Source organism: Pedobacter sp. Bi126, assembly GCF_918698245.1.
GTDB lineage: Bacteria > Bacteroidota > Bacteroidia > Sphingobacteriales > Sphingobacteriaceae > Pedobacter.
Genome location: NZ_CAKKMS010000002.1, coordinates 908697 through 932689 on the forward strand (window position 1 = coordinate 908697; position 23993 = coordinate 932689).

21 protein-coding genes and 1 other RNA gene are annotated in these 23993 nt (G+C 36.8%); 15 read left to right on the forward strand and 7 right to left on the reverse strand.

What is annotated here, in order from left to right; all coding sequences use genetic code 11:
- The first annotated feature begins 182 nt into the window (after positions 1–182).
- From LQ201_RS08980 to rnpB, 8 genes are all read left to right on the forward strand, one after another.
- On the forward strand, positions 183–953 hold the full coding sequence (locus tag LQ201_RS08980) for an MbnP family protein (protein WP_230141465.1): 771 nt from the start codon (positions 183–185) through the stop codon (positions 951–953).
- Between the two features lie 27 nt (positions 954–980).
- On the forward strand, positions 981–1991 hold the full coding sequence (locus tag LQ201_RS08985; RefSeq protein WP_230146628.1) for a cytochrome-c peroxidase: 1011 nt from the start codon (positions 981–983) through the stop codon (positions 1989–1991).
- The gene (locus LQ201_RS08990) at positions 1954–2931 is read left to right on the forward strand and encodes a transporter (RefSeq protein ID WP_230141468.1); all 978 of its coding nucleotides are present in this window, start codon (positions 1954–1956) and stop codon (positions 2929–2931) included. Before LQ201_RS08985 ends, LQ201_RS08990 begins: the two co-directional genes overlap by 38 nt.
- A 10-nt stretch (positions 2932–2941) precedes the next feature.
- Positions 2942–3373, forward strand: a complete 432-nt coding sequence (locus tag LQ201_RS08995; RefSeq protein WP_230141470.1) for a hypothetical protein — start codon at positions 2942–2944, stop codon at positions 3371–3373.
- A gap of 108 nt (positions 3374–3481) precedes the next feature.
- Positions 3482–3754: a YHS domain-containing protein gene (locus tag LQ201_RS09000; protein WP_230141472.1), complete on the forward strand. Its 273-nt coding sequence runs from the start codon at positions 3482–3484 to the stop codon at positions 3752–3754.
- Between the two features lie 133 nt (positions 3755–3887).
- Positions 3888–4538 (forward strand): SCO family protein, encoded by a 651-nt coding sequence (locus tag LQ201_RS09005; RefSeq protein ID WP_230141475.1) that lies wholly within the window; start codon positions 3888–3890, stop codon positions 4536–4538.
- Positions 4539–4707: 169 nt separating this feature from the next.
- Entirely contained in the window at positions 4708–5130 is a 423-nt protein-coding gene (locus LQ201_RS09010; protein ID WP_230141477.1) for a cytochrome c, read from the forward strand.
- A gap of 181 nt (positions 5131–5311) precedes the next feature.
- Positions 5312–5693: RNase P RNA component class A (gene rnpB / locus LQ201_RS09015), an RNA gene on the forward strand.
- On the opposite strand, the gene LQ201_RS09020 is transcribed toward rnpB, so the two are convergent.
- Positions 5693–6571 (reverse strand): polyphosphate kinase 2 family protein, encoded by an 879-nt coding sequence (locus tag LQ201_RS09020; RefSeq protein WP_230141479.1) that lies wholly within the window; start codon positions 6569–6571, stop codon positions 5693–5695. The two genes, rnpB and LQ201_RS09020, sit on opposite strands and share 1 nt — an antisense overlap.
- Before the next feature lie 144 nt (positions 6572–6715).
- Between LQ201_RS09020 and LQ201_RS09025 the strand changes: the two genes are divergently transcribed.
- From LQ201_RS09025 to blaB3PEDO, 3 genes are all read left to right on the forward strand, one after another.
- Positions 6716–9172: a transglycosylase domain-containing protein gene (locus LQ201_RS09025; protein ID WP_230141481.1), complete on the forward strand. Its 2457-nt coding sequence runs from the start codon at positions 6716–6718 to the stop codon at positions 9170–9172.
- A gap of 172 nt (positions 9173–9344) precedes the next feature.
- Complete coding sequence (locus LQ201_RS09030) at positions 9345–12518, forward strand: peptidase MA family metallohydrolase (RefSeq protein ID WP_230141482.1); 3174 nt, start codon at positions 9345–9347, stop codon at positions 12516–12518.
- 25 nt (positions 12519–12543) lie between these two features.
- Positions 12544–13401, forward strand: a complete 858-nt coding sequence (blaB3PEDO, locus tag LQ201_RS09035; RefSeq protein WP_230141490.1) for a PEDO-2 family subclass B3 metallo-beta-lactamase — start codon at positions 12544–12546, stop codon at positions 13399–13401.
- Between the two features lie 93 nt (positions 13402–13494).
- Here the strand turns inward: blaB3PEDO and LQ201_RS09040 are convergent, their stop codons facing one another.
- Positions 13495–13845 (reverse strand): GIY-YIG nuclease family protein, encoded by a 351-nt coding sequence (locus LQ201_RS09040; RefSeq protein WP_029275228.1) that lies wholly within the window; start codon positions 13843–13845, stop codon positions 13495–13497.
- 133 nt (positions 13846–13978) lie between these two features.
- Here LQ201_RS09040 and LQ201_RS09045 point away from each other — a divergent pair, with 133 nt between their 5' ends.
- The 4 genes from LQ201_RS09045 to bioD all read left to right on the forward strand — a co-directional run bounded on the left by LQ201_RS09045 (position 13979) and on the right by bioD (position 17091).
- Positions 13979–14755: a LexA family transcriptional regulator gene (locus LQ201_RS09045; protein ID WP_230141492.1), complete on the forward strand. Its 777-nt coding sequence runs from the start codon at positions 13979–13981 to the stop codon at positions 14753–14755.
- A gap of 78 nt (positions 14756–14833) precedes the next feature.
- Complete coding sequence (locus tag LQ201_RS09050; RefSeq protein ID WP_230141494.1) at positions 14834–15286, forward strand: DUF4890 domain-containing protein; 453 nt, start codon at positions 14834–14836, stop codon at positions 15284–15286.
- Between the two features lie 74 nt (positions 15287–15360).
- The gene (locus LQ201_RS09055; RefSeq protein ID WP_230141496.1) at positions 15361–16482 is read left to right on the forward strand and encodes a pyridoxal phosphate-dependent aminotransferase family protein; all 1122 of its coding nucleotides are present in this window, start codon (positions 15361–15363) and stop codon (positions 16480–16482) included.
- Positions 16483–17091, forward strand: coding sequence for a dethiobiotin synthase (gene bioD, locus LQ201_RS09060; protein ID WP_230141497.1), 609 nt, complete (start codon positions 16483–16485; stop codon positions 17089–17091). It abuts the gene before it with no gap.
- 377 nt (positions 17092–17468) lie between these two features.
- On the opposite strand, the gene LQ201_RS09065 is transcribed toward bioD, so the two are convergent.
- The 5 genes from LQ201_RS09065 to LQ201_RS09085 all read right to left on the reverse strand — a co-directional run bounded on the left by LQ201_RS09065 (position 17469) and on the right by LQ201_RS09085 (position 23993).
- Positions 17469–18164 carry a GDSL-type esterase/lipase family protein gene (locus LQ201_RS09065; RefSeq protein WP_230141499.1) on the reverse strand — a complete coding sequence of 232 codons (696 nt, stop codon included), beginning with the start codon at positions 18162–18164 and terminating at the stop codon, positions 17469–17471.
- A 27-nt stretch (positions 18165–18191) separates the two neighbouring features.
- A complete protein-coding gene (locus tag LQ201_RS09070; RefSeq protein WP_230141501.1) occupies positions 18192–19091 on the reverse strand; it encodes a glycerophosphodiester phosphodiesterase family protein in 900 nt (299 codons plus the stop codon).
- 154 nt (positions 19092–19245) lie between these two features.
- Positions 19246–20655: a calcineurin-like phosphoesterase family protein gene (locus LQ201_RS09075; protein WP_230141503.1), complete on the reverse strand. Its 1410-nt coding sequence runs from the start codon at positions 20653–20655 to the stop codon at positions 19246–19248.
- Positions 20656–20728: 73 nt separating this feature from the next.
- Complete coding sequence (locus tag LQ201_RS09080) at positions 20729–22318, reverse strand: DUF5689 domain-containing protein (protein ID WP_230141504.1); 1590 nt, start codon at positions 22316–22318, stop codon at positions 20729–20731.
- 103 nt (positions 22319–22421) lie between these two features.
- Positions 22422–23993 (reverse strand): SusD/RagB family nutrient-binding outer membrane lipoprotein, encoded by a 1572-nt coding sequence (locus LQ201_RS09085; RefSeq protein WP_230141506.1) that lies wholly within the window; start codon positions 23991–23993, stop codon positions 22422–22424.

Consider the following 23993-nt stretch of genomic DNA (forward strand, 5'->3'; position numbering starts at 1 on the left):
GAAAGCTTATGCTATTGCAAAGTATGGCTATCTGTCATTTTGAGCGAAGCGAAGAATCTCATTTATAACAACCACAAGGCCTGCCATTTTCTGTAATGTCAATTTCTGCTTAAGTGCCAGAGATTCTTCATTGCATTCAGAATGACAGCAAATTAATTTTTACTTATCTAATTTTTCTTAAAATGAAATTATCACAATACTTTCTGGCATTGTTATGCCCTATTATATTATTATCTTCTTGTAAAAAAAATACCGACGAAGTTGCCGCAGATACCAAATCTACTTTTTCTATTGAATTCGAAAATCAGGTAAACGGAAGTCCCTTGGTTTTAAACACTACAACTTACAAAAATGCCAAAGGCGAAGATTTTAAGATCAATGTATTTAAATACTATGTAAGTAACATCAAATTAAGCAAAGCTGACGGAACCACTTATCTCATTCCTGAAAGTTATTTCTTAATCGATGCTTCGAAAGCAGAATCGACAAATATTACGCTAAAAGATGTACCAACGGGTGATTATATCAAAATAGAATACACCATTGGTGTAGATTATGCCCGTAATTTTGCCGGTGCACAAACTGGTGCGCTAGATCCGATCAACGGCATGTTCTGGACCTGGAACAGCGGTTACATATTCGTTAAACTAGAGGGAACTTCACCGCAATCAACAGCAACCGGAAATGCAATTACCTTTCACATTGGTGGAGTTACCGATCCAAACAATACCATTAGAACTTTTACCACGGAGATTAATGCGGCAAATCCACTTCGAATTAGAACCGATGGCAAACCGAATATGCACTTTATTGTAAATGCAGCTGCATTATTTACAGGTAAAACCGATGTGAGTTTTGCTACTTTGAATATGACAATGGGTGGAGCAAATTCTGTAATTGTAGCCAACAACTATGCAAATGGCTTATTTCGTTTAGATCACATCCATAATTAAATGTTAAGGAAAATAACCGTCTTCGTAATGCTTTTTTTAAGCATTGCGTTGATGTATGCCTGTAGCAAAAATGAAGATGAAGTAACGCCTGAGGAAAAGAAAATTACCTTTTCGGTTCCGGCCAACTTCCCTGCTCCGGTATACAGTTTCGAAGACAATAAATTAAGCAATGCAGGTTTTGCGCTTGGTAAGAAATTATTTTACGAAGCCCGCTTATCTGCAGATAAAAGTGTTTCATGCGGAAGCTGTCATCAGCAATTTGCTGCTTTTACACAACTTGATCATAAAGTAAGTCATGGTGTAAATAATTGCCAGGGAAAACGGAATACGCCTCCACTTTTTAATCTGGCCTGGCAAAAAGCGTTCTTTTGGGATGGCGGTGTAAAAAACATCGAAACGTCGCCACTAAACGCCATTACCGATGCATGCGAAATGGGTACTGATATACAAACAATCGTTGCGTTCCTGAAAAAAACGGCTCCATATCCCGATTTATTTAAACAGGCCTTTGGTTCAACAGAAATCAATTCGCAACTGATTTTAAAGTCGATTACACAATTTACGGCAGTACTGGTTTCAGGAAATTCGAAATACGATAAAGTAATGCGCAAAGAGAATGCTGTTTCCTTTACCTCTGCAGAATTGGCGGGTTACAATCTGTTCAAAGAAAAATGTACATCCTGCCATGCAGAACCATTTTTTACTGATTTTTCTTACAGAAGTAACGGATTAGATCTGGTAAGTATCGATGAAGGGCGTTCACACATTACGGGGGTAGCTTCAGATTTAGGAAAGTTCCGTGTGCCTACCTTACGCAATATCGAATATACGAGTCCATATATGCACGATGGTCGCTTTTATAGCTTAGATGAGGTCTTGGAACATTATAACTCTGGCGTAAAAGCCTCAGCAAATCTCGACGTTCAACTAAAAAATGGCATCCCTTTAAATACCACAGAAAAAGAGCAGATCAAGGCCTTTTTAAAAACATTAACAGACAATGAATTTATCAAAAACACACTATACAGCGAGTCGTAAATTATTGATTTTAATTTTCGTACTCATGAGCAGTCAGGTTTTCGCCTGCGATATCTGCGGTTGTTTTATGGGCATCACCCCCTACTACAACCGCAATAGCATCAGCGTTTTATACCGTTACCGTTCGTTTAGCGGCTATGAAGGGCAATCGCATTCATTATTCCCGAATGGAGGAAATTTCTTTATCCCAGCGCGAAGTCAAGATTCACCAATAACCAATCATGCTGGCAATGCAAATGATTATGAACTTTACCGTTCTTTAGAGGTTAGAGGTAAATATTTTATCAACAGTAAACTGGAAATCAATGCCATTTTACCTTATGTTTCCAATAGCGAGCGTTATAATGGATATACCTCCTCTATTTCGAGCGTGGGCGATATTAATTTGTATGCAGGTTACCATCTCGTGCAAAAGCTTGAAGATAATTTTAAACAACAGTTGATTGCCGGGGCCGGTATAAAATTGCCAACAGGTAAAAACGATTTTAAAAACACAGCTGGCATCCGTTATTCCTCATTGATGCAAGCCGGAACAGGAAGTACCGATGGTTTTGTATACCTAAACTACATGGTAGGCTTAGGAAAATTTGGGGCAAGCCTAAATACCTCTTACAAGGTTAATGGAACCAACAGCCGCGATGAAGGTATTGCTAATAGCACGACCAGTTTCCTTAATATTTTTTATACCCAAAGAGTTGGCAAAGATATTCAGGTTATGCCATCAGCACAGTTTTTTTATGAATATTCTGGCGGAGAAAAATACCAAGGACAAAAAACCGGCGAACACGTCATGAATAACCTGATGGGCGGTGCGGGTATAGATGTTTTTTATAAAAATGTAGCACTAAACGCTGGAGTACAAAAAAACATTTGGGAAGCTGAAACCGATCACCCAATGAGTGCCGGAAAGGTTTATATTGGAATTACTTATAATTTTTAAATCACAGCATATGAACAGATTAAACATTTTGTTGTTAAGCATAGCAACAGCATTTCTTTTTTCCTGTAAAACGGAACCTGATTCGAAAGCGATACGCCAGGAAGTACTTAACATCCACGATAAATTAATGATTGATGGGGAAAAAGTAGTAAAGAACAAAATGAAATTAGATAAACTATTGGTTTCAGATCAGATTAACCTTGCTCAGGATTCGGTACTACAAAAACAAAAAATAAGCGATTTAATTATACGGTTAAATGCAGCTGATGAAAAAATGATGGATTGGATGCACTTCTTTAAAGACGATTTTAAAGGAAAAACCGAACAGGAAGATCTTGATTATTATAAATCCGAAATGGTGAAAATTAGAGCTGTGGAAGATGGTTATATCAAGGTTACCAGAGAATCAGATTCGTTGATAAACGGATATCAAGTTAAATAAAACAGTCAGGAAGTCAGATGTCAGGAGTCCGAAGATGCAGAGCTTAACAATTTAAGTATCTAAACCTCGGTCTTCGAACATCCGGCCCTCGACATTAAACAATTCAAAATGAAAAAATTAAATTTCGCAATAATCCTAATTGGATTAATAACCTTGTCATTAAAATCAAATGCGACACCAATAATCAACGGATCAAAAACAAGGCCTATCGATTCTGCAAAGAAAGCAATGGTAGATCCGGTTTGTAAAATGAAAGTAAAAGCTCAGACAGCTAAAACTGCGGTTTATAATAAGGTTACCTATAGTTTCTGTTCCGAAAACTGTAAGCAAAAATTTGTGGCCGAACCAGCAAAGTATATAAAAAATAAGTCGAGAGACTAATATTCGTCAACCTGTCCCGATTTTTCGTATCGGGATCAGGATCTTGATTCTGGGTAGTAGATGCTGAAATAAATTCAGCATGACGATAACCCAAACAAATTACCTTGTATATTTACACTTTTAATATAAAATCATGAATAAAATTACTGCTTACATCGCAACCTGCCTGCTAGTTGTTTCCATATTTACCGCTTGTAAACAAGAAAGAAAACTTCCCTTTTATGGCGAACGTCATGCCGAAACCGTTAGAGATGCAGCAGGTATAGAGAAAATTGATACCGTTTACCAAACTATTCCAAACTGGTCTTTCTTAAACCAGGATAGCATAGTAACAACGAACAAGGCAACAGATGGTAAAATCTACATTGCTGATTTTTTCTTTACTTCTTGTACCACCATCTGTCCCACCATGCACCGCAACTTAATGTCGGTTTACAATGAATTTAAAACCAATCCAGATGTGATGTTTGTATCACATACCATTGATTTTAAATACGACAGACCAAATGTTTTGAAAAAATATGCTCAAAAACTAGGTGTAGACGGACCAAAATGGCAGTTTCTTTATGGAAGTAAAGACAGCGTATATACCCTGGCAGAAAAGAACTATTTAGTGGCTGTTGGCGAAGATAGTACCGCTAAAGATGGGTATATACATCAAGGATATTTGGTTTTAATCGATAAAGACAGACGGATCCGCGGTGCTTATGATGGTACTAAAAAAGAGCAGGTAGAACAATTGAAAAATGATATTCCGGTTTTATTGGCCGAGTACAAAAAATAAAAATTATTAGTCACGGAGACACGGATCTATACGGAATAAAAAGAATTTGTCTCCATGATTTGCTCTATAGCCAAACTAGTTTTACCACAGATATATAGGATAAAGACAGATAAATAACTAAATCTGTGTTTATCTTTCCTTATCTGTGGTTAATATTAACAAAACATCAATGCGCAAGTACATCATCAACTCCATCTTTTCCCTTTTCATTATAGGCATCATTGTATCTTGCCAAAATCAGGAAACAATCGATCTGCAGAACTACATGTCGAACGGAAAAGATATTTATAAAACCAAGTGCCAGAATTGTCACGGCGAAAATGGCGAAGGATTGGGTGAGCTTGCACCTCCATTAACCGATTCGGTATTTTTAAAAACAAACAAATACCGTTTAGCTTGTTTTATCAAAAACGGTGCGAATGAATCTTTGATCGTCCACGGAAAAGAATACAAAGAAAAAATGCCTGCTTTCCCTGAACTGGCTGATATTGATGTAGCGCAGGTAATGGTTTATGTCACCAATTCGTTTGGCAATAAGCAGGGTTTTGTGCCTTACTCGGAGGTTTCAAAAGATTTGCAGAATTGTAAATAGGCAGATTCTAATTATTTTCTATTTCGGCAATTTTTCATTTTACTGCGTACATCACCCTGAATTTATTTCAGGATCTTAAATATTAATACAGATGCTGAAATAAATTCAGCATGACGATAGCCAGAGATAAATCTTCGTGTTCTTTGTGCCTTTGTGGTCAAAAAACCCCATCTTTGCGCAAAATGCAGGTTGTTCTATCGCTGTCTCGGGTAAAATCGAGAGAGAGGAAAGTCCGGGCAACGCAGGGCATCTCGCTTTCTAACGGAAAGGGGTTCAGGAATGAAAACCTGAATTACGGATTAGTGCAACAGAAAATATACCGCTCTGGCTTATGTCGGAGTAAGGGTGAAAACGTGCGGTAAGAGCGCACGAGCATTACAGGCAACTGTAGTGGTTTGTAAACCCCGAGAGTTGAAAGACCAAATAGGCTAACGTATGTAGGGCTGCCCGTCCGATGTTAGTGGGTAGGTCGTTAGAGATAAACGGCAACGTTTATAGTGGATAAATGATAGGAATCCTGAGCAATCAGGAAACAGAACCCGGCTTATAGACCTGCATTTTTTTATTCACTTAATAAAATACTTTTTGTTTCGTCGAGTTTGGCCACTTCTGCTTCGCCCAAAACAAGAAACTTCAGATCCAGACTTTTTAATTTGTCTTCAATAATTTCACTTATTGCCAATCGGGCAAACCATTTTTTATCGGCAGGTATGATATGCCAAGGCGATTCTACTGTGCTTGTTTCGTTAATCGCGTCCTGATAGGCTTCCATATACTTATCCCATAACGCCCTTTCTTTAATATCGCCCGAAGAGAATTTCCAATTTTTAATAGGATCATCAATACGTTCTAAAAAGCGTTGTTTTTGTTCATCTCTGCTCACATTTAAAAAAAACTTTAAAATTACCGTTCCATTGGCCGTTAAATGCTCTTCAAAATTTCTGATACTCTTATAACGCTGCTGCCAAAAGCTTTTATTGATCTTTTTTACATCGTTAAAACCTGGGATGTTTTCGCTCAAAACATATTCGGGATGCACCTTACAAACCAAAACGTTTTCATAATGCGAACGGTTATGAATACCTATCCTGCCACGTTCTGGCAAAGCTTTATAATGTCTCCACAAAAAATCATGCTCATATTCTTCTGACGTTGGCACTTTAAAAGTATAAACCTGGCATCCCTGTGGATTTAGTCCGCTCATTACATGTTCGATTGCACTGTCTTTCCCTGCGGCATCCATTGCCTGAAAAATAATCAGAACGGAATGTTTTCCCGATGCATATAGTTTCTCCTGTAGATGATTAAGTTCTATTTTCGAATTCACCAATGCATCTTTAGCTTTTTCTTTATTATAACCGCCAATAAAATCAGTTTTGTGGTTTTTTAAAGAAAATTTCTTATCGCCTTGTACAATTAATCCTTTAAATTCGTTTTTCATAATCATGTATTGGTTTTAGATAAATCGATGCATCAATAATTTAAATATAGAACTAAAAAATAAGTAAATTAAATACGTTAATTTGCATATAGAGTTTTTTATATTTAACGCCACAGCTTTTACCTAAAGATCATCTTATCCAATATGTTTAAAGAGATAAAAAACAAGTACTTACGTTATTCTACAATATTTTTATTTTTTATAATAATTTTCTTTTCTGCCCTTCAATTAAACTTTTTGTGGCTATTTGGCTACTCACCAAGTATTCGAGATATTAAAGCGCCTACCCTTCGTGTAGGTTCGGAACTTTACACTGCCGATGGAAAACTGATTGGCAGATACTTTAAAGAAAACAGAACGCCTGTAAATTATAATGAAATTGCGCCAAGCGTAGTGCAGGCTTTGGTCGCTACCGAAGATGTTCGTTTCTACAAACATTGGGGTATCGATGTGCAAGCAGTTGGCCGTGCAGTTGTTGGTTTAGGAAAAGATGGCGGGGCCAGTACCATTACCCAACAATTGGCAAAAAACCTTTACCGTACGCGTTATAATAAATCGCAGGGATTATTGATCAAAATACCTTTGGTAAGAACTTTAATTGTAAAATTAAAGGAATGGATGACGGCTGTAAAGCTTGAAGCCAATTACTCTAAAAATGATATCATCACCATGTACCTGAATACCGTTTCTTTCGGTAACAATACTTATGGGATAAAAACAGCCAGCCGGATTTACTTTGATAAGGAAGCAAAAGATTTAGCCACTACAGATGCAGCCATGCTTGTGGGTATGCTAAAGGGCACAACATTATATAATCCAACCAAAAACCCGGCAAAAGCATTAGAAAGAAGAAATGTGGTGCTTGCACAAATGAACAAGTACAAGTACCTAAGCAAAGATAGTTTGACAGAATTATCAAAGGAGCCGATTAAACTAAAAGAAGGCAAAATGCAGGATGGCAGCGATGGTGACTCCTATTTAAGGGCTGCTGTGGCAAAATACTTGGAAAAATGGTGTACTGATAATGGTTACGACCTTTATGAAGATGGATTAAAAATTTACACTACTATAGATTCTAAACTTCAAAAATATGCTGAGGAAGCAGTTGCCGATCAGATGAGGATTTTGCAGCGCAGGTTCTATAATGTTTGGGGCAACGAAGATCCTTGGTACGATTCTGAAAAACAAAAGGTTAATTATCCCGATCGGGCGATGAAAAACTTGCCGATTTACGCACTTTTACAAAAGAAATTCCCTAACAATCCAGATTCTGTTACCGCTTATTTTAATAAAAAGAAGAGGATGCAGATCTTCACTTACAAAGGCGATCGTGATACTTCATTCTCTACTTTGGATTCTATCCGTTATTATGGTAAAATCATGAATACCGGAATGATGACCATGGAACCCGCAAGTGGTAAAATTAAAGTTTGGGTTGGTGGTATTGACCATAAATTTTTCAAATACGATCACGTTAATCAATCTAAACGCCAGGCAGGTTCTACTTTTAAACCTTTTGCTTATTTAACGGCATTAGAACAAGGCATGAGTCCATGTGATAAATTTACAGATAAACCTGTTAAAATTGCTTATCAGGACAAAGGTGAAACGAAATATTGGGAGCCAAAAAACGCTGATTACAGTGTTTCGTACCGCGAAATGAGTTTAAGGTGGGCAATGGCGAAATCAGTAAATACCATTACCGCTCAGGTAACCGAAAAGGTGGGCTGGGATAATGTTGTAAAATATGCGCACGAGTGCGGAATTGATAGCCATCTGGAATCTGTTCCGTCTGTAAGTTTGGGTTCAAACGATGTTACCGTTTATGAAATGGTAAAGGCTTATGCCACCTTCATGAATAAAGGCATCAAAACTGATCCCATTTTAGTTGAGAAAATTACCGATCAGGATAACAATGTAATTGATGAGTTTAAACCTAAAACAAAAAGGGTTTTAACAGAAGAAATTGCCTGGTTAATGACTTATATGTTCCGTGGCGGCATGGAAGAGCCGGAAGGTACATCGCAGGCATTATGGGAATGGCCGGATCTATTTAGAAAGAACAATCAAATTGGCGGTAAAACAGGTACATCTTCTGATTATGTAGACGCCTGGTATATGGGTTTAACCAAAGATCTGGTAACTGGTGTTTGGGTAGGTTGTGATGAAAGAACAGCACACTTTAAAAACGGCGAACAAGGAGAAGGCTCAAGAACGGCACTACCCATTTTCGCTAAGTTTATGGAGAAAGTTTACCTCGATCCAAAATCCGGATATACCTATGGTCCATTCCCTAAAGCAACAGTTGATATTACGAGAACCTACAACTGCCCCAGCCCACGGATTATAAGAGATACCACATCAACCGATAGCTTAGCAGTAGATTCAACAGATTTTACTGTTCCTGAAACACCAGAAACGGTTATTCCTGTAACCATTGAACCTGAAGTAAAAAAAGAAGAAAAGAAAGTTGAACCTGTTCAAACTCCTCCAGCAGCTACTGTTCCTTTAACCAGAAAGGAAGAAAGAGAACTGAGAAGAAAACAACGTCAGGAAGAAAAAGAAAAGAAAAAGACCGAGAATGAGAACAATCAACCTTAGTTTTTATTGCGATAAATAACCAGATACCTCAACTATCTGCGCTTTTGACTAGAAAAAAATCTAAAAAGTGTTAAAATTTTAATACTGTTTTAAACAATTGCTATTTTTATTTCCCAAATCTCGTACAATTTCATTTTCGCAAATTATTGAACTTCATTAAAAAACCACACATATGAAAATAGGCTCTACTTTATTAAAGCGATATTCTTCTTTATTGCTTCTGCTTATTCTTTCTTTTTCTGTTAAGGCCCAATATTTCGGACAAAACAAGGTAAGGTATAAAAAACTCGACTTTAAAGTTTTGCAAACACCCCATTTTGAGATTTATTATTATATCAAAAACGAGAAACTTTTAAAACGGTTTTCGCAAGACGCCGAAACCTGGTACAAAATGCATCAGGAAGTTTTTAGAGATACTTTTTTAAAGAAAAATCCTATTATTCTGTATAATAACCATCCTGATTTCCAGCAAACAACAGCCCTTAACGGAGAAATTGGAATTGGTACAGGTGGCGTTACAGAGGCACTAAAAAACAGGGTGATTATGCCTGTTATGGAGCTAAATAGCCAAACAAGACACGTTTTAGGTCATGAGCTAGTTCATGCTTTTCAATACCACCTTTTGCTCGAAAAAGATTCGATTAGCTTAGAAAATGTTGGGCAAACACCATTATGGATGGTTGAAGGTATGGCTGAATACTTGTCAATCGGAAAAAAGGATGCATTTACTTCCATGTGGATGCGCGATGCCATGTTGAACCGTGATATCCCTTCATTGAAAGATTTAACCAACTCTAATAAATATTTCCCTTACCGTTATGGCCAGGCATTTTGGACTTATATAGGTTCTCAGTATGGCGATACCACCATCGTTCCGTTGTTTAAGAATACTGCAAAATATGGTTATGAAAATGCCATCAGGTATACTTTTGGCTATGATGACAAAACACTGTCGGGTTTATGGAAAAATTCTATCGATGCGCATTATAAACCAATGTTAAAAGCAGATAGTTCGCAGATCAAAATTACGGGTACAAAAATCATCGATAATAAAAACGCAGGCAATATGAACGTTGCCCCTGCCCTTAGTCCAGATGGAAAATATTTGGCTTTCATGTCAGAAAAAGACCTTTTTGGCATTGATTTATTTCTTGCAGATGCCAAAACCGGCAGAATTATCAGGAAGCTGAGCAGTCAGATTTCTAACGGCCATATTGATGATTTCAACTTTATAGAGTCAGCTGGAGCATGGTCGCCTGATAGTAAACAGTTTGCCTTCAGTATATTCAGCCATGGTAAAAACCAGATGATGATTATCAATGTTTCAAACGGAACTACGGTTTCTCAAACAGCTATGGATCAGGTGCAACAATTTGGTAATTTAACCTGGTCGCCAAATGGAAAAGATGTGGCTTTTTCGGGCATGGTTGAAGGACAAAGCGATATCTTCTCTTACAATTTAGACACCAAAACAATTACTCAAATTACTAACGATGTATATTCTGATTATGCACCCAGTTACTCTCCAGATGGTAAAAAATTGGTGTTTTCATCAGATAGAGCGGCAATTCAGGCGAATGTAGTTAATGCAGTATTGCCTATAAACCTAGCTGTTTACGATATCGCTTCTAAAACGGTGAGCAATTTAAATGTTTTTCCAGGAGCAAATAACCTAAATGCACAGTTCTCTTCAAACAGTCAAAATATCTATTTCCTTTCTAACAGAGATGGATTTAGGAATTTATATAAATACAATTTCGCAGATAATACAGTAGATCAGCTAACTGATTATTTTACAGGAATTAGCGGGATTACCGAGTTTTCGCCTGCAATTTCAGTGTCTACAACTGATGATATTGTATACAGCTATTATCGCTACCAACGTTATACTTTGTATAATGCGAAGTTAAGCAGCTTTAAACCGAAACGAATTGGTAATCAGGAAGAAAATTTTGATGCTGCTATCCTTCCTCCGATGGAAAACATCGGTGTAAACATCATCAATTCTAATTTAAATAATTTTGATCGTTTCGAAAAAACCATAGCCGATTCGATGAAAACGGTACCATACAAACCGAAATTCAGGTTAGATTATTTAGCAAATAGTGGCGTTGGTGTTTCTACCAGCCGTTTCGGAACCGGTGTTTCAGGTGGCATTGTGGGTATGTTTAGCGATATATTAGGCACTAATCAAATCATAGCAAATCTATCCGTAAATGGAGAAATTTACGATTTTGGTGGACTAGTAGGTTACATTAATCAAAAAAGCAGAATAAACTGGGGTGCAGCTGTTTCCCATATCCCTTATGTATCAGGGTTTAGGTCTTACGGATACGAAAATATCCCTACAGGTGATAACCAAACTGTTAATGCCTTAGCAGACAGAACAGATATTATTAGAACTTTCGAAGATCAGATCCAGGTTTTTGGGGCTTATCCATTCAGTAAAATACATAGGTTTGAATTGGGTGGTGCATTTTCGCATTATAGTTATAGAGTTGATCGATATAGCAATTATTACAATTCGGCGGGTTACTACATTGGTTCAGACAAAAGCAGGATTTCTAACGACGTTGCTTCTCAAGACTACGGTATTCCATTTAATTCTTTTACACTTTATCAGTTAAACGCTGGCTTTATTGGTGATAACTCTATTTTTGGCCTTACTGGTCCGCTTGATGGTTTTAGATACCGTGTAAGTGGAGAAAAGTATTTTGGCTCTTATAATTTTGCTGGTGTAACTGCCGATCTTCGTAAATATTGGAGAGCTAAGCCAGTAACCTTTGCCGTAAGAAGTTATAACACCTTAAGGATTGGGAAAGATGCAGACAGGCTTTATCCAATGTATCTGGGTTATCCTTATTTAATTAGAGGTTACGAATCAAACTCAATTTACAAAAGTACATCGGCTCAATCGTCAGAATCTTTCGACATTAACCAGTTAACAGGAAGTAAAATAGCCGTTTTTAACTTCGAAGTACGCTTACCTTTTACAGGGCCTAAAAAGTTAGCTGCAATACCTTCTAAATTTTTATTCTCTGATCTGAATTTATTCTTTGATGCAGGATTGGCCTGGACAAATGACACTAAGGTAAAGTTTAAAGGTGAGCCAACTTACACGACAGAACCTGTGTTAGATAACAATGGTGTTCCTGCTAAAGATGATAAAGGAAATCCAGTTACCTATCAATCTACTACAGAACGTGTGCCGGCAATGAGCATTGGTATATCGTTACGGGTTAACGTTTTTGGCTATTTTGTATTGGAACCTTATTATGCTATTCCTTTCCAAAGGAAAGATGTTAAAACTGGAGTGTTTGGTTTAACATTCGCTCCAGGATGGTAGAAGGAAATTAATTGCGAAATTACATATGAAAAAAATATTTTTAATGGTTTTATTGTCTTGCGGTCTGTTGGGTTTTGCTCAAACAGTAACAGAGCCAGCTAATAATCCAAAAGAATGGTCTCAAGCTACAGCGCCATTTAGAATTGCAGGTAATTTGTATTATGTTGGCACTTATGATTTGGCTTCTTATTTAATTGTAACAGAAAAAGGAAATATATTAATAAATACAGGTTTAGCTAATTCGCTTTCAATAATAAAAGAAAATATAAAAGCTTTGGGATTTGATTATAAATCAATCAAAATTTTGCTATTAACCCAGGCCCACTTTGATCATTTGGGCGCAATGGCTGAGATTAAAAAAGAAACCGGTGCAAAACTTTATGTAGATGAGAAAGATGCGGAGGCTCTTGAAACCGGCGGAAAATTGGATTATGAGCTTGGGAAATATGGCATAAGTTTCAAACCTGTAAAACCTGATTTCCTATTGAAGAATAATGATAAAATTAAGTTGGGCAGCACTACTTTAACAATGCTTCATCATCCTGGGCATACTAAAGGATCGTGTAGTTTTATATTTGATACAAAAGATAAAAATTCTAGCTACAAAGTTTTGATTGCCAATATGCCATCCATAATTGTTGACAGAAAATTCTCAGAAATAGCATCGTATAAAGATATCCAAAAAGATTATACTGAAACTTTTAAAGCAATGAAAAAGCTTGACTTTGATCTTTGGGTTGCCTCTCACGCAAGTCAATTTGATCTCCATGATAAACGTAAATCAGGAGACTCTTATAATCCAAAAGTCTTTATGGATAAAAGTAAATTTTTCAAGAATCTTCAAGATCTGGAAAATGTTTTCCTCGAAAAAATAAAAAATTAACCTTTTCCTAACTTGTTAAAAGCGATTAAAATATAAATAATCGCTTTTTTTATGGAGATAGTTTAATTTCTTTTAGTTTAATAAAAGTAACAATTAAGACAGACTCGTAAATGATAGTTTTACCTGATTGCTTATATTCCGATGTAAAAGAATATTTTCGAAATCGAGCCCTATAGTTAAATCAATCCAATCTGGATTACAAGATCTTACCAAACGTTCTTTTTGCATGCGTGTAAACCGACTAATTGATTTAAAACGCAGCAAAGCCTGTGCTTCTGTTTTAAATTCTTCAAAATAAACCAGACGGGTTAATTGCTGCCCGTTATCAAAAAATAAGTTTGGCATCTGTTTATAGAAATCCAGTGTCTTCATTAAATCAGAGCTCATGCCCACGTGCATACTTGTACGATTTCTGTCGGTAACGATATAAACAAACTTTTTCATGATCTTATGTTTAAAACTTAAAACTAAACTATTTAGTATACCCTCTTGCAATTCAAAATAATATTACTAACTTTATGAGCATAAAATTACTAACTATTTTAGTAATTCCAAATTTATTTTAAAATTTATTTTTATGTCAAATATTTCAAATAATTTAAAGTACCTCAGGAAGAAAAAAGGCCATACACAGCAAAATTTCGCTGATATAATGGAAATCAAGAGATCGCTCATCGGGGCTTACGAGGAAGACCGGGCGGAACCTAAATATGATTTGCTAAAAAAAATAGCCGAATACTTTGATCTTACCATCGATGAATTCATCAATGAGAAAATATCTGACAGCTGGAAACCGAAGCCAAAAAGCCAGGGATCTAACCTAAGGGTACTAAGTATTTCTGTTGATCAGAACGATCGCGAAAACATCGAATTGGTTCCGGTTAAAGCAAGCGCTGGTTATTTGAACGGTTTTTCTGATCCTCAATATATTAGCGACCTACCGAAATTTCAACTTCCCTTAGCTGCATTAAGACAAGGCACCTTTAGGGCTTTTGAAATTATGGGCGATAGTATGTTACCTGTTCAACCAAGCAGTGTGATTATTGGCGAATATCTGGATAACTGGAATGAAGTAAAAACTGGTGAAACCTATATCGTAATTAGTAAAAACGAAGGTGTAGTATATAAAAGAGCAGGTAACCGTTTCAGAGAGAATAAAGATTTAAAGCTGATATCGGATAATAAGGTATATGATGCCTATACAATTGCTGCCGACGACATTCTGGAAATCTGGAAAGCTAAGGCATATATATCTACCTCATTACCAGAACCTGCACCAGATCCAACAATGGAAACCTTAACACAGATGATGGCGCAAATGCAGAAGTCAATCTCTCAGTTAAATAAAAATTAACATTTTTTAACAAGGCCCAATTAAACCGTTTGCATTTTTATGTATCTATTGATTTAACGAACACATAAAAAACAAAACATGAAAAAGGCAATTTTAACAATAGCAATTGCAGTAATGGGATTAACCGCTGCATTTGCTCAAGACACTACAAAGAGAGTAAGACGGGCAATGCCTAAAATGACTGCCGAGCAAAGGGCAGAAAAGGTAACCGCCAGATTAGAGAAACAGCTAAGCTTAACCGCTGATCAAAAAACCAAAATTTACGCCATTGAATTGGAAAACGCAAAGAAAATGGAGGCTTGGAGATCTGCTGATCAAGGCGATATGAAAGGCAAAATGAAAGAACGTAAAGCCGCTTTTGATGAGCAAAAAGCTAAAATAGATGGCATTTTAACTGCTGAACAAAAAACCAAAATGGATGCTTTCCGTGCCGAAGCCAAAGAAAAAGGGGAGAAAATGAGAAAAGGAATGGGTGGAAGAGGTAAAAAAGACAAAGCACCTGTAGTTTCTAATCCTCCTGCACAAGGATAAATAGCTCAAACATTAATTAATTATATTTTTGAAAGCGTTCCGATTATTCGGGGCGCTTTTTTTACTTTTGATCGATGAGCAAAATTGAACAGTTTCTTAACGGCAAACTTCAGGAACGAAAAGATAACCTTTCGATCAGGAATTTATCGACGAACACCCCTCCTTTTGATTTTTGTTCTAATGATTATTTAGGTTTTGCCAGATCTAGTGAACTAAAAAAACTGATCGACGATACCATAGCCACACTCCCTAATTACCTGAATGGAGCTGGAGGTTCGCGACTGTTAAGCGGAAATACCGCACTTACCGAAGAAACAGAACAGTTTATTGCCGATTTTCACCTGGCTGAAAGTGGATTGATCTTTAATTCTGGTTATGATGCCAATGTAGGGCTCTTATCAAGCATCCCGCAGCGCGGCGATACCATTATTACTGACGAATTGATCCACGCCAGCATTATAGATGGCTGCAGGTTAAGCCACGCTACGCGTTATAAATTCCTTCATAACGATATAAACGATCTTGAAACCAAACTGAAATTGGCAAAAGGAAACGTATTTGTAGTCGTTGAAAGCGTTTATTCTATGGATGGAGATATTGCACCATTAATAGAAGTATCTAACCTTTGTGAGCGCTACCAGGCCAACCTGATTGTAGATGAAGCTCATGCTACGGGAGTTTTTGGTGCAAGTGGCAGCGGATTGATCAACCAGCTTAATCTGACCAGTAAAGTATTTGCACGAATTGTAACCTTTGGAAAAGCCTTGGGCGTACACGGAGCCATTATTTTAGCAAGTAAAAACTTACGACATTACCTTATTAATTTTGCAAGATCGTTCATTTACACCACAGCTGCTCCCATTCATAATATAGTTGCGGTTAGATCGGCATACCAACACTTAAATAAGATTAATCATCAGTTGATTCATCAAAAAATTGCATTGTTTAGAAAAATGTTAAAGGAGCAAAATATTAATGCACTTGATAGCGAAAGTGCTATTCAAGGTATTTTGTTTTCATCAAATGAAGCGACCAAATTAGCCGCTACGGCGCTGCAAAGCAAAGGTTTTGATGTACGGGCAATATTAAGCCCAACAGTAGCTTTGGGCAAAGAAAGGCTCAGAATCTGTCTTCACAACTTTAATACCGACGAAGAAATTATTTCGTTGGTTAACAATCTTAAAGAATTGAATTAAATGGCTAAATATTTTATCACAGGCATTGGAACAGGCATCGGAAAAACATTAATCAGTGCCATTTTAACCGAAAAACTAAAAGCCGATTATTGGAAACCGATCCAATCGGGAGATTTAGATACCAGCGATAGCATAACGTTAGGTAGTTTAATAAGCAATAATCAAACGGTTATCCAGCCGGAAAGCTACAGATTAACACGACCCCTATCACCGCATTTATCAGCAAGATTAGATGGCATGGACATTGATCTGAAAAAAATCAATATGCCTTTAACGGAGAACAATTTGATTATTGAAGGCGCTGGGGGTTTAATGGTACCCTTAAACGAAAAAGAGCTGATTATCGACCTGATTAAAAAGTTGAATGTTGAAGTGATACTGGTTTCACAAAATTATTTAGGCAGCATTAACCACACACTTTTATCTGTCAATCTGCTTAAGCAATATGAAATTCCGATTAAAGGCATTATTTTTAATGGCGATGAGAATGTGGAAACGGAAAGATATATCCAGCAATATACCAAAATAAAAAAGCTGGGCAATGTACCTAGCTTCAGCGATATCGATAAAGAAAAAGTGAAAGCAGCTGGACAAAACCTTTTTATTTAGTAAAGCCCATAAGCCAATTATAGTCTGTTTTTTTTGGAAAGCAGTTGCCGTACTGCTTTTAAAGTTCGTCCTGTTTTTTGCTTGTAGTCCCAATTTGAAGAAAATCGGCAGCTACCGCGTCAACCAGGTTTAGAGATGTAAAGTCTGTGCAACTATTAATGGTTTAATAGCATAATGCAGAATTTTATTTATTTCTTGAATCTCCACCTCAAATAGTAGTATTGTCACTGCCACCTAAACCCGATCAAAGCGGGATGCTCCCGATTTTTCCATCGGAGCAGAAGCGAGAGCGGGATTGCTGTTAACTAATGCCTCCATCTCTGCTTTCCAAACACATGGTCATCCAACAAGGCAGCAAACAACTATCGCTATAAAAGTTATCGCTCAGTTAAATAACCAGATTTTTTAAGAAAATCGGCCCAAACCTGGTATCCGGCTGGAATAAGGTGTAAACCATCTTTGGTAAGTTCTGCCCTTAAATGTTTGTCCTGATCGGTAAAATTTGGATATAAGTCAATAACTGTTACATTTTTAGCCGTAAATTTTCTGATTTCATCATTTAACCAAAGAATATGTTCGTCTTTGCCATAATGGTTTTTAAATTTTTCGAAAGCACTGTTCACTGGCAAAAGCGTATTGAAATAGATGTGTGTTTTCTTAGAACCTTTTCTGATTCTGGCAATCATTGTTTTATAATTTCTTAAGATCACACTATCTGGAATATTCCGGGAGATATCGTTTATACCAATCAGGATAAAAACCTTTGTCGGTTTGCCATCAATTACATCTTGTAAACGTTCTAAAACACCAAAAGTAATATCGCCTGAAATTCCCCGGTTTTTTGCCTGAGGCAGATCTAAAAGTTTAGCCCAATCCGTGCCAGCAGTAATGCTGTTACCCAAAAAGACAAAATCTGTCTTAGATGTTGGATCGGCTTTAAACTTCGCTACCTGCTCAACATATTTCCCAGGGCGATGGGTACTGTCCCATTTTACTACCTGAGCCGTAGCTGCTGTAAAACTCAACGTAAATACAACAACGGTTACCAATAACTTATTAAAAAGTGCTTTCATATTATACTTTTATAAAGGCCTAAAATACTATTTTGCCTGAACTAAAATATCCGGATAATCAGAAATAATACCATCCACATTTAAGGCTTTTAATTTCTGAATATCGGCTAAGGTATTGGCAGTCCAAGGGATTATTTTTACACCATCTGCATGTGCTTTTTTAACCAGTTCTTCGTTTACCATTTGCCAAACCGGGCTTAAAATAAAGGGTTTATAACCTAAATCGGCAATATTTTCTTCATATGTTTTTTTATTGGCAACCAAAAAAGAGGTTTTCATTTTAGGATACTTTTCGTGAATAATCTGGATCGTCCTTTTATCAAAAGATTGGATTACTACAAAATCAGCGATTTTTTTCTTCAAAATCACATCCATTAAAAGTTTAACAAACTCTTCGGGTTTAGGGTTGGTAATCCCATCTTCTTTTTCGTTACATTTGGTTTCGATGTTATAAAAAAACTGCTTGCGCTTATTTGCCTTAATATCGTGCTGAACAGCATCAATAAGTTCTGAAAGTAAGGGAAGGTATGTTTTTTCTTTTTTCTGCTGAGGAAATTGCTCATAATACTTGGTACCTAGATCAAACTGTTTAATTTCAGCGTAATTCATTCCAAAAATCGGATATTTTTTGGCATCTGTTATCGGAATATCTTTCCCTTCTGGTGTAAGCATAAATGCCGGACTTAGATAGTCATCGTGCGTTACTACTACTTTACGATCTTTAGAGATATGGGTATCCATTTCTAAAGTGGTAATTCCTTCTATTTTCATGGCATTTAACATCGCTAAAATGGTGTTTTCGGGCATAAGTCCTCTTCCGCCACGATGTGCTTCTGCGCTAAATACCGGAAATTTAACTTCCTGGCTAAATGATTTAACCGCAAACGCAGATAAGAAAATAAAAATTACTGTTGTATTAAGTTTCATATTTAGAAGGGATTTTATAGTGGCGTCAGGTGTTACCATCTGACGCTGTTAATCTATAATTAGTTTAGTTTATGAAATTATAATCTGTCAGATGGTAACATCTGACAGCACAAGATATGGTAACATCCGACAGCACGGAACAGGCATAAGGATGTTAAGCATTAATTTCCGCCTCAAATTTTTCTCCGAAGCGGTCGGTGGCCACAACCTTTACTTTTTTAACCGATGGTTCGAAATGTGCTAAAAACAAATGATCTGTTGATCTTGGCTCTACAAACGGCCTTGGATTTGGAAGCTTATCGCCTTTATACAGCTTTACTGCCAGTGGATCATAACCATCTTGTTGAGCTAATACACCCATTGCTTTTCCATCCAGAAAATATTCTACCTTCCATTCAGGATCATAATTCCAAACGTTGGCAATTAACCTTTTCTGATTGGTTAAGGTATCTACATAAATATCAAGTTGTTCTTTCCTATCTCTTCCGGTAGATTTGTAATACCATTTCAGATTGGTTCCATCTACCTCGTAAACGCCGTAGCCACGAGGTGTACCATCTTCACAAATGGGACCTGTCCACCAGCCACCACAAACGGTACCATGGTTATGTTCGTAAATGCCGTTTTTGATTACATTTTTATTAAAATGGGTATGACCCGACATGATATGAACGTTTTCGAAATCTTTTAATACGGCATAAAAATCATTGTTATTTTTAACTGCATTATGTACCGGAATATGAAGGCAGATAATCAGTAATGCATCTTTAGGCACCAGTTGCAGATCTTTGGCCAGCCATTCCAACTGCGTTGGTGTAATATATCCGTCGTAAGTTCTTTCTACCCCTAAATAACGTACATCATCTAAAACTACGTAATGCGCCTTACCCCTGTTAAAAGAATAATATGTTGGGCCGTAATGTGCTTGAAAAGTCCGGTCAGAGGTATCATCACCTCCTTGCCTGTAATCCTGATCATGATTTCCTAATGCCTGAAAAAATGGAATCCCGATTTTGGCAATCGCCTCATCATATGCAGGAAAAAGATCAAAATTATCCCAAACTAAATCGCCTACGCCGATGCCATGAACAGGAGTTTTCCCCATTGTTTTTACAACTTCTCTTGTATCAGGAACTGAAGTTTCCATCATTTGCTGAACATCCTTTTTATTCTTCACCTGAGGATCTGCCCAAATAATAAAATTATGTCTGTTATCATTTTGTTTTAGCGGTTTAAGATCAAAGTTTAATTTACCAGCTGTGTCTGGTTTATAATAATGGCGGGCAATACTGCTTTCTGTTTTAAACTCATAACCCGAAGGTGTGCTGATCCAAACAAAACGGGCAAGCTCGTGGAGTTGGATCTGATAATTACCCATTTTATCGGTCTGTACCACGCTGTAGCCATCTGAAATCACTACTCCTGAAACAGATTTACCTTTGCTGGTTACCGTTCCGCTCACCAATCCATCAACAGCGAATAAGGAAGATGGAAAGGATTTTAAACTAACAAATAAGGTTGTGGTTAATAAAGTTGATTTTTGTATAAATGATCTTCTATTCATTTTTGCTGAGTACCTATTTTAACTAACAAAGGATAGCATGCTACTATTCTTTGTTATATTCATTTATTTTTAATTAATTTTTTAAAACAGTAACGCCTGCTCCGGTTTGCAAATCAGAAATAGTAGCAGTTGTAGACATTACAATATTAGTGAGTAATCTACCTTTTTCCCATCTTCCTGTACTTGTTATATATACACCGCCAAGTTGGATAAAACCACCTCCACTTGTGCCGGTCTGCTCAACTTGAAAACCTAAGCGGTTGGTGTTGCTGCCAGCGGCAAAGAAGTTTTGCTGTAAGCGAGAAGAAGGATTTATTGTAGTGTAATAATCTGTATTTGTAATTCTATAACCAAGTTCTGGTGGGCCTGCAGCATATACATTTCCAGAATTTGGATTTCCTCCGCCATACATAATCACATCTACCGGCATCGTACTTGCATTAACTGTGGTACCTTCAAAAAGAGCTATACCTGCTACATTACCGCTATTTGCTAATAAATTCGTGTTTTTAGTTCCAAAGTTTGCACCATCATTATTTGCGTAATCTACTGCGGCCACCCAGTTTGCTGATGAAATATTTGTTGAGCCAAAACCCCATATCAATTTACTGTAACCACCAACATAAATAAAATCACCTTTTTTAGCAGTACCAGATGTAATGTTAATTTTATAGGTACGTACGCCACCAGTTGCCCATCCATTTGCAGGAGCCGGATTTGCAGAACCTGCATTATTAGTAGTAACCAAAGAGTATGGAGTAACTGAAAAGTCGATATCTTTTGTTACCAATAATTGTACATATTCATATGCTCCCTTTTGAGTTCCGCTAGTTACAGCTTCACTACCTCCCGGATTGGTTAAGTAGCCAGAAATAATTATAGGAGAAGGCTTTACTAACGGCAATGCAAATATATCATTCGCATTACGCACCCATAAAGAAAGCTGGGGCTGGTTGTTTTGTGTTTTAAAATATGCAACTCCAGTAAAATTTGCAGCAGAAGGTAATTGATTACCAGAAAAATTGGCTGTAGCTTCGGTATGTAGTTTTGCTTTACCAAAACCGTCGTTAATGGTTTTATCGCCAGAAAAAGTATCGCCCTGTACCGGCTCGGGTTCTACTACGGCATTACTTACGGTAACCAATGTGTTTTCGTACACTAAAGGTTGAGCAATTAAATTAGCAATATTTACAATTGGCACTTTAATGTTTTTACCAGAAGCAATTTTGTTAACTGCGGTGCTATTTACACCTTCAATTTGAAGCACACCATCTACACGCTTTAAAATTCCACCTTCTACTTTAATGTGCACCGAATCGCCTACTGTATATTTAGCTGCATCTGCACCAATATTTATGGCTATTCCTCGTACCGAGTCAATACCATTACCAACAATTCTTGAGTTTTGAACAACTAATAAATTTTTTGGTGTATTCCCCGCCACAAAATCAGATATTACTACTCCTTTTATAGAGTTGGCACCTTTCATAACAGTTGTATTAAGTACCAAATCGGTTTCCTTATAAGATTTCTTTAAATCAAAATTAGAGATAAAAGGACTTATTGTACCTAACACAAATTCATCTTTTTGTTTATCACATCCTACGATTAATATACATGCAATAACAGCGAAAGCATTTATATATTTTAATGTATTTTTCATCTGTATATAATTTGTTTTTTAATGGTGATGAAGCTATCATGATTTATTCATGTCACTATGTGCTTTTGAAAATCATGATGGTTTCATATTAATTTAACTTAAATTAAGGTTTTTGCCACCAAACTTGTGTACTGATTGCATCGGCACCTTGCGACGCTACCGCATTTTTATAATTGGTAGGATTTGCTGATTGAGTAACCACTGGATAAAATAACCGGGCTGGCATTATCCCATTGTTAAGCAAACCTAAACCTTTTGGCAAAATTGGGTATGCACTACGACGGTATTCGAACCATTGCTGAAAATCTACCAAAAACAATGCATAATATTTTTGTTGATGGATTAACAACATTTTACTCATTGTGTTAGGCGATGCGCTGTTTAATGGTAATGCATTATTCCATTCAATATCAGCCGCATTAACATAAGCTGTTACTGCTGGATCGGTTGCACCGCCAGCCATTACTGTAGGTAACCAATAATTTATCGCATCTGCAATTCCTTTGTAATAATAAGTTTGGGCACTTCCACTTATCCATCCTTTGGCGGCTGCTTCTGCTAAAATAAAATCTACTTCGGCAGCATTCATAATTATACCTGTATAAGGATCGGTTTGAAGAGATAAAACGGCATTATCACTTGCCGAATAAAAACTAGATTGTTTTGCAGGCTCGTTACCTGGTACATAACCACTTGGCACACCTGCATATCCATTAGTACCCGGCCTAATACGGAAACGATTAATACCACTTGTGCCGTAAGATTGAAGTATGCGGGGGTCATTCCATACTACCAGATTATTTATAAAAAACTCACCAAGTGCAGGCACGTAAAAATCATTAACGCGTACATTTGCCATAAAGGGCGATGTAAGTAATGCATTGCTTACATTTGAACCTGTCCATTGTAATTTAGCTGTATGCTGATTATTGACCATGATTGGATAATTAGCAGAATTAACATCAACGATATCCTTTATTTTAGCAATAACAGTTGGTGAAACTTCGGCTTTGCCCGATACGCGAAGCAATAATCTTAAATACAATGAATTACCTAATCTCCGCCATTTACTTACATCTCCGTAAAAAACCGGATCGCTGGTAACAACAATTGGTGTTCCATCTTTCAATAAATTATTAGCTTGTTCAAGTTTCTCGAACATTCCTAAATAAATATCTTTTTGCTTATCAAAAACCGGTTGGTAATTACCTTCTTTTCCTTTATTAGCTTCAGTAAAAGGTACATCGCCATAAGTATCTGTAAGTAAAGAATATATCCAGGATTGCAGGATAAGAGAAATACCTTGATATGATTTATTTAATTTTTCTGGTTTACTCGCAATATCCTGAATATCAACAACATTGGTTAAATTTAAATACCAATTGTTCCATGTGTTATCAGCAGCGCTTCGTCTAATATCATATCTAAACGTTTTTCCTTCGGCATCGCCTAAATCAACAGTAACCTGCATTAACTCGTTATTAAAGTTACGGTTACGCAACATATTGGTCGACATTAGGTTTACTAATGTCGGCGCTAATAGCTGATCGGCATTTACTTCTGTTTTTCCAAGCGGATCGGTATTAACTTCATTAAAATCTTTTGTGCAAGAGGGTGTTGATAAACTCAATCCTGCCAAGATGATATATATAATAATGTTTTTATTCTTTTTCAT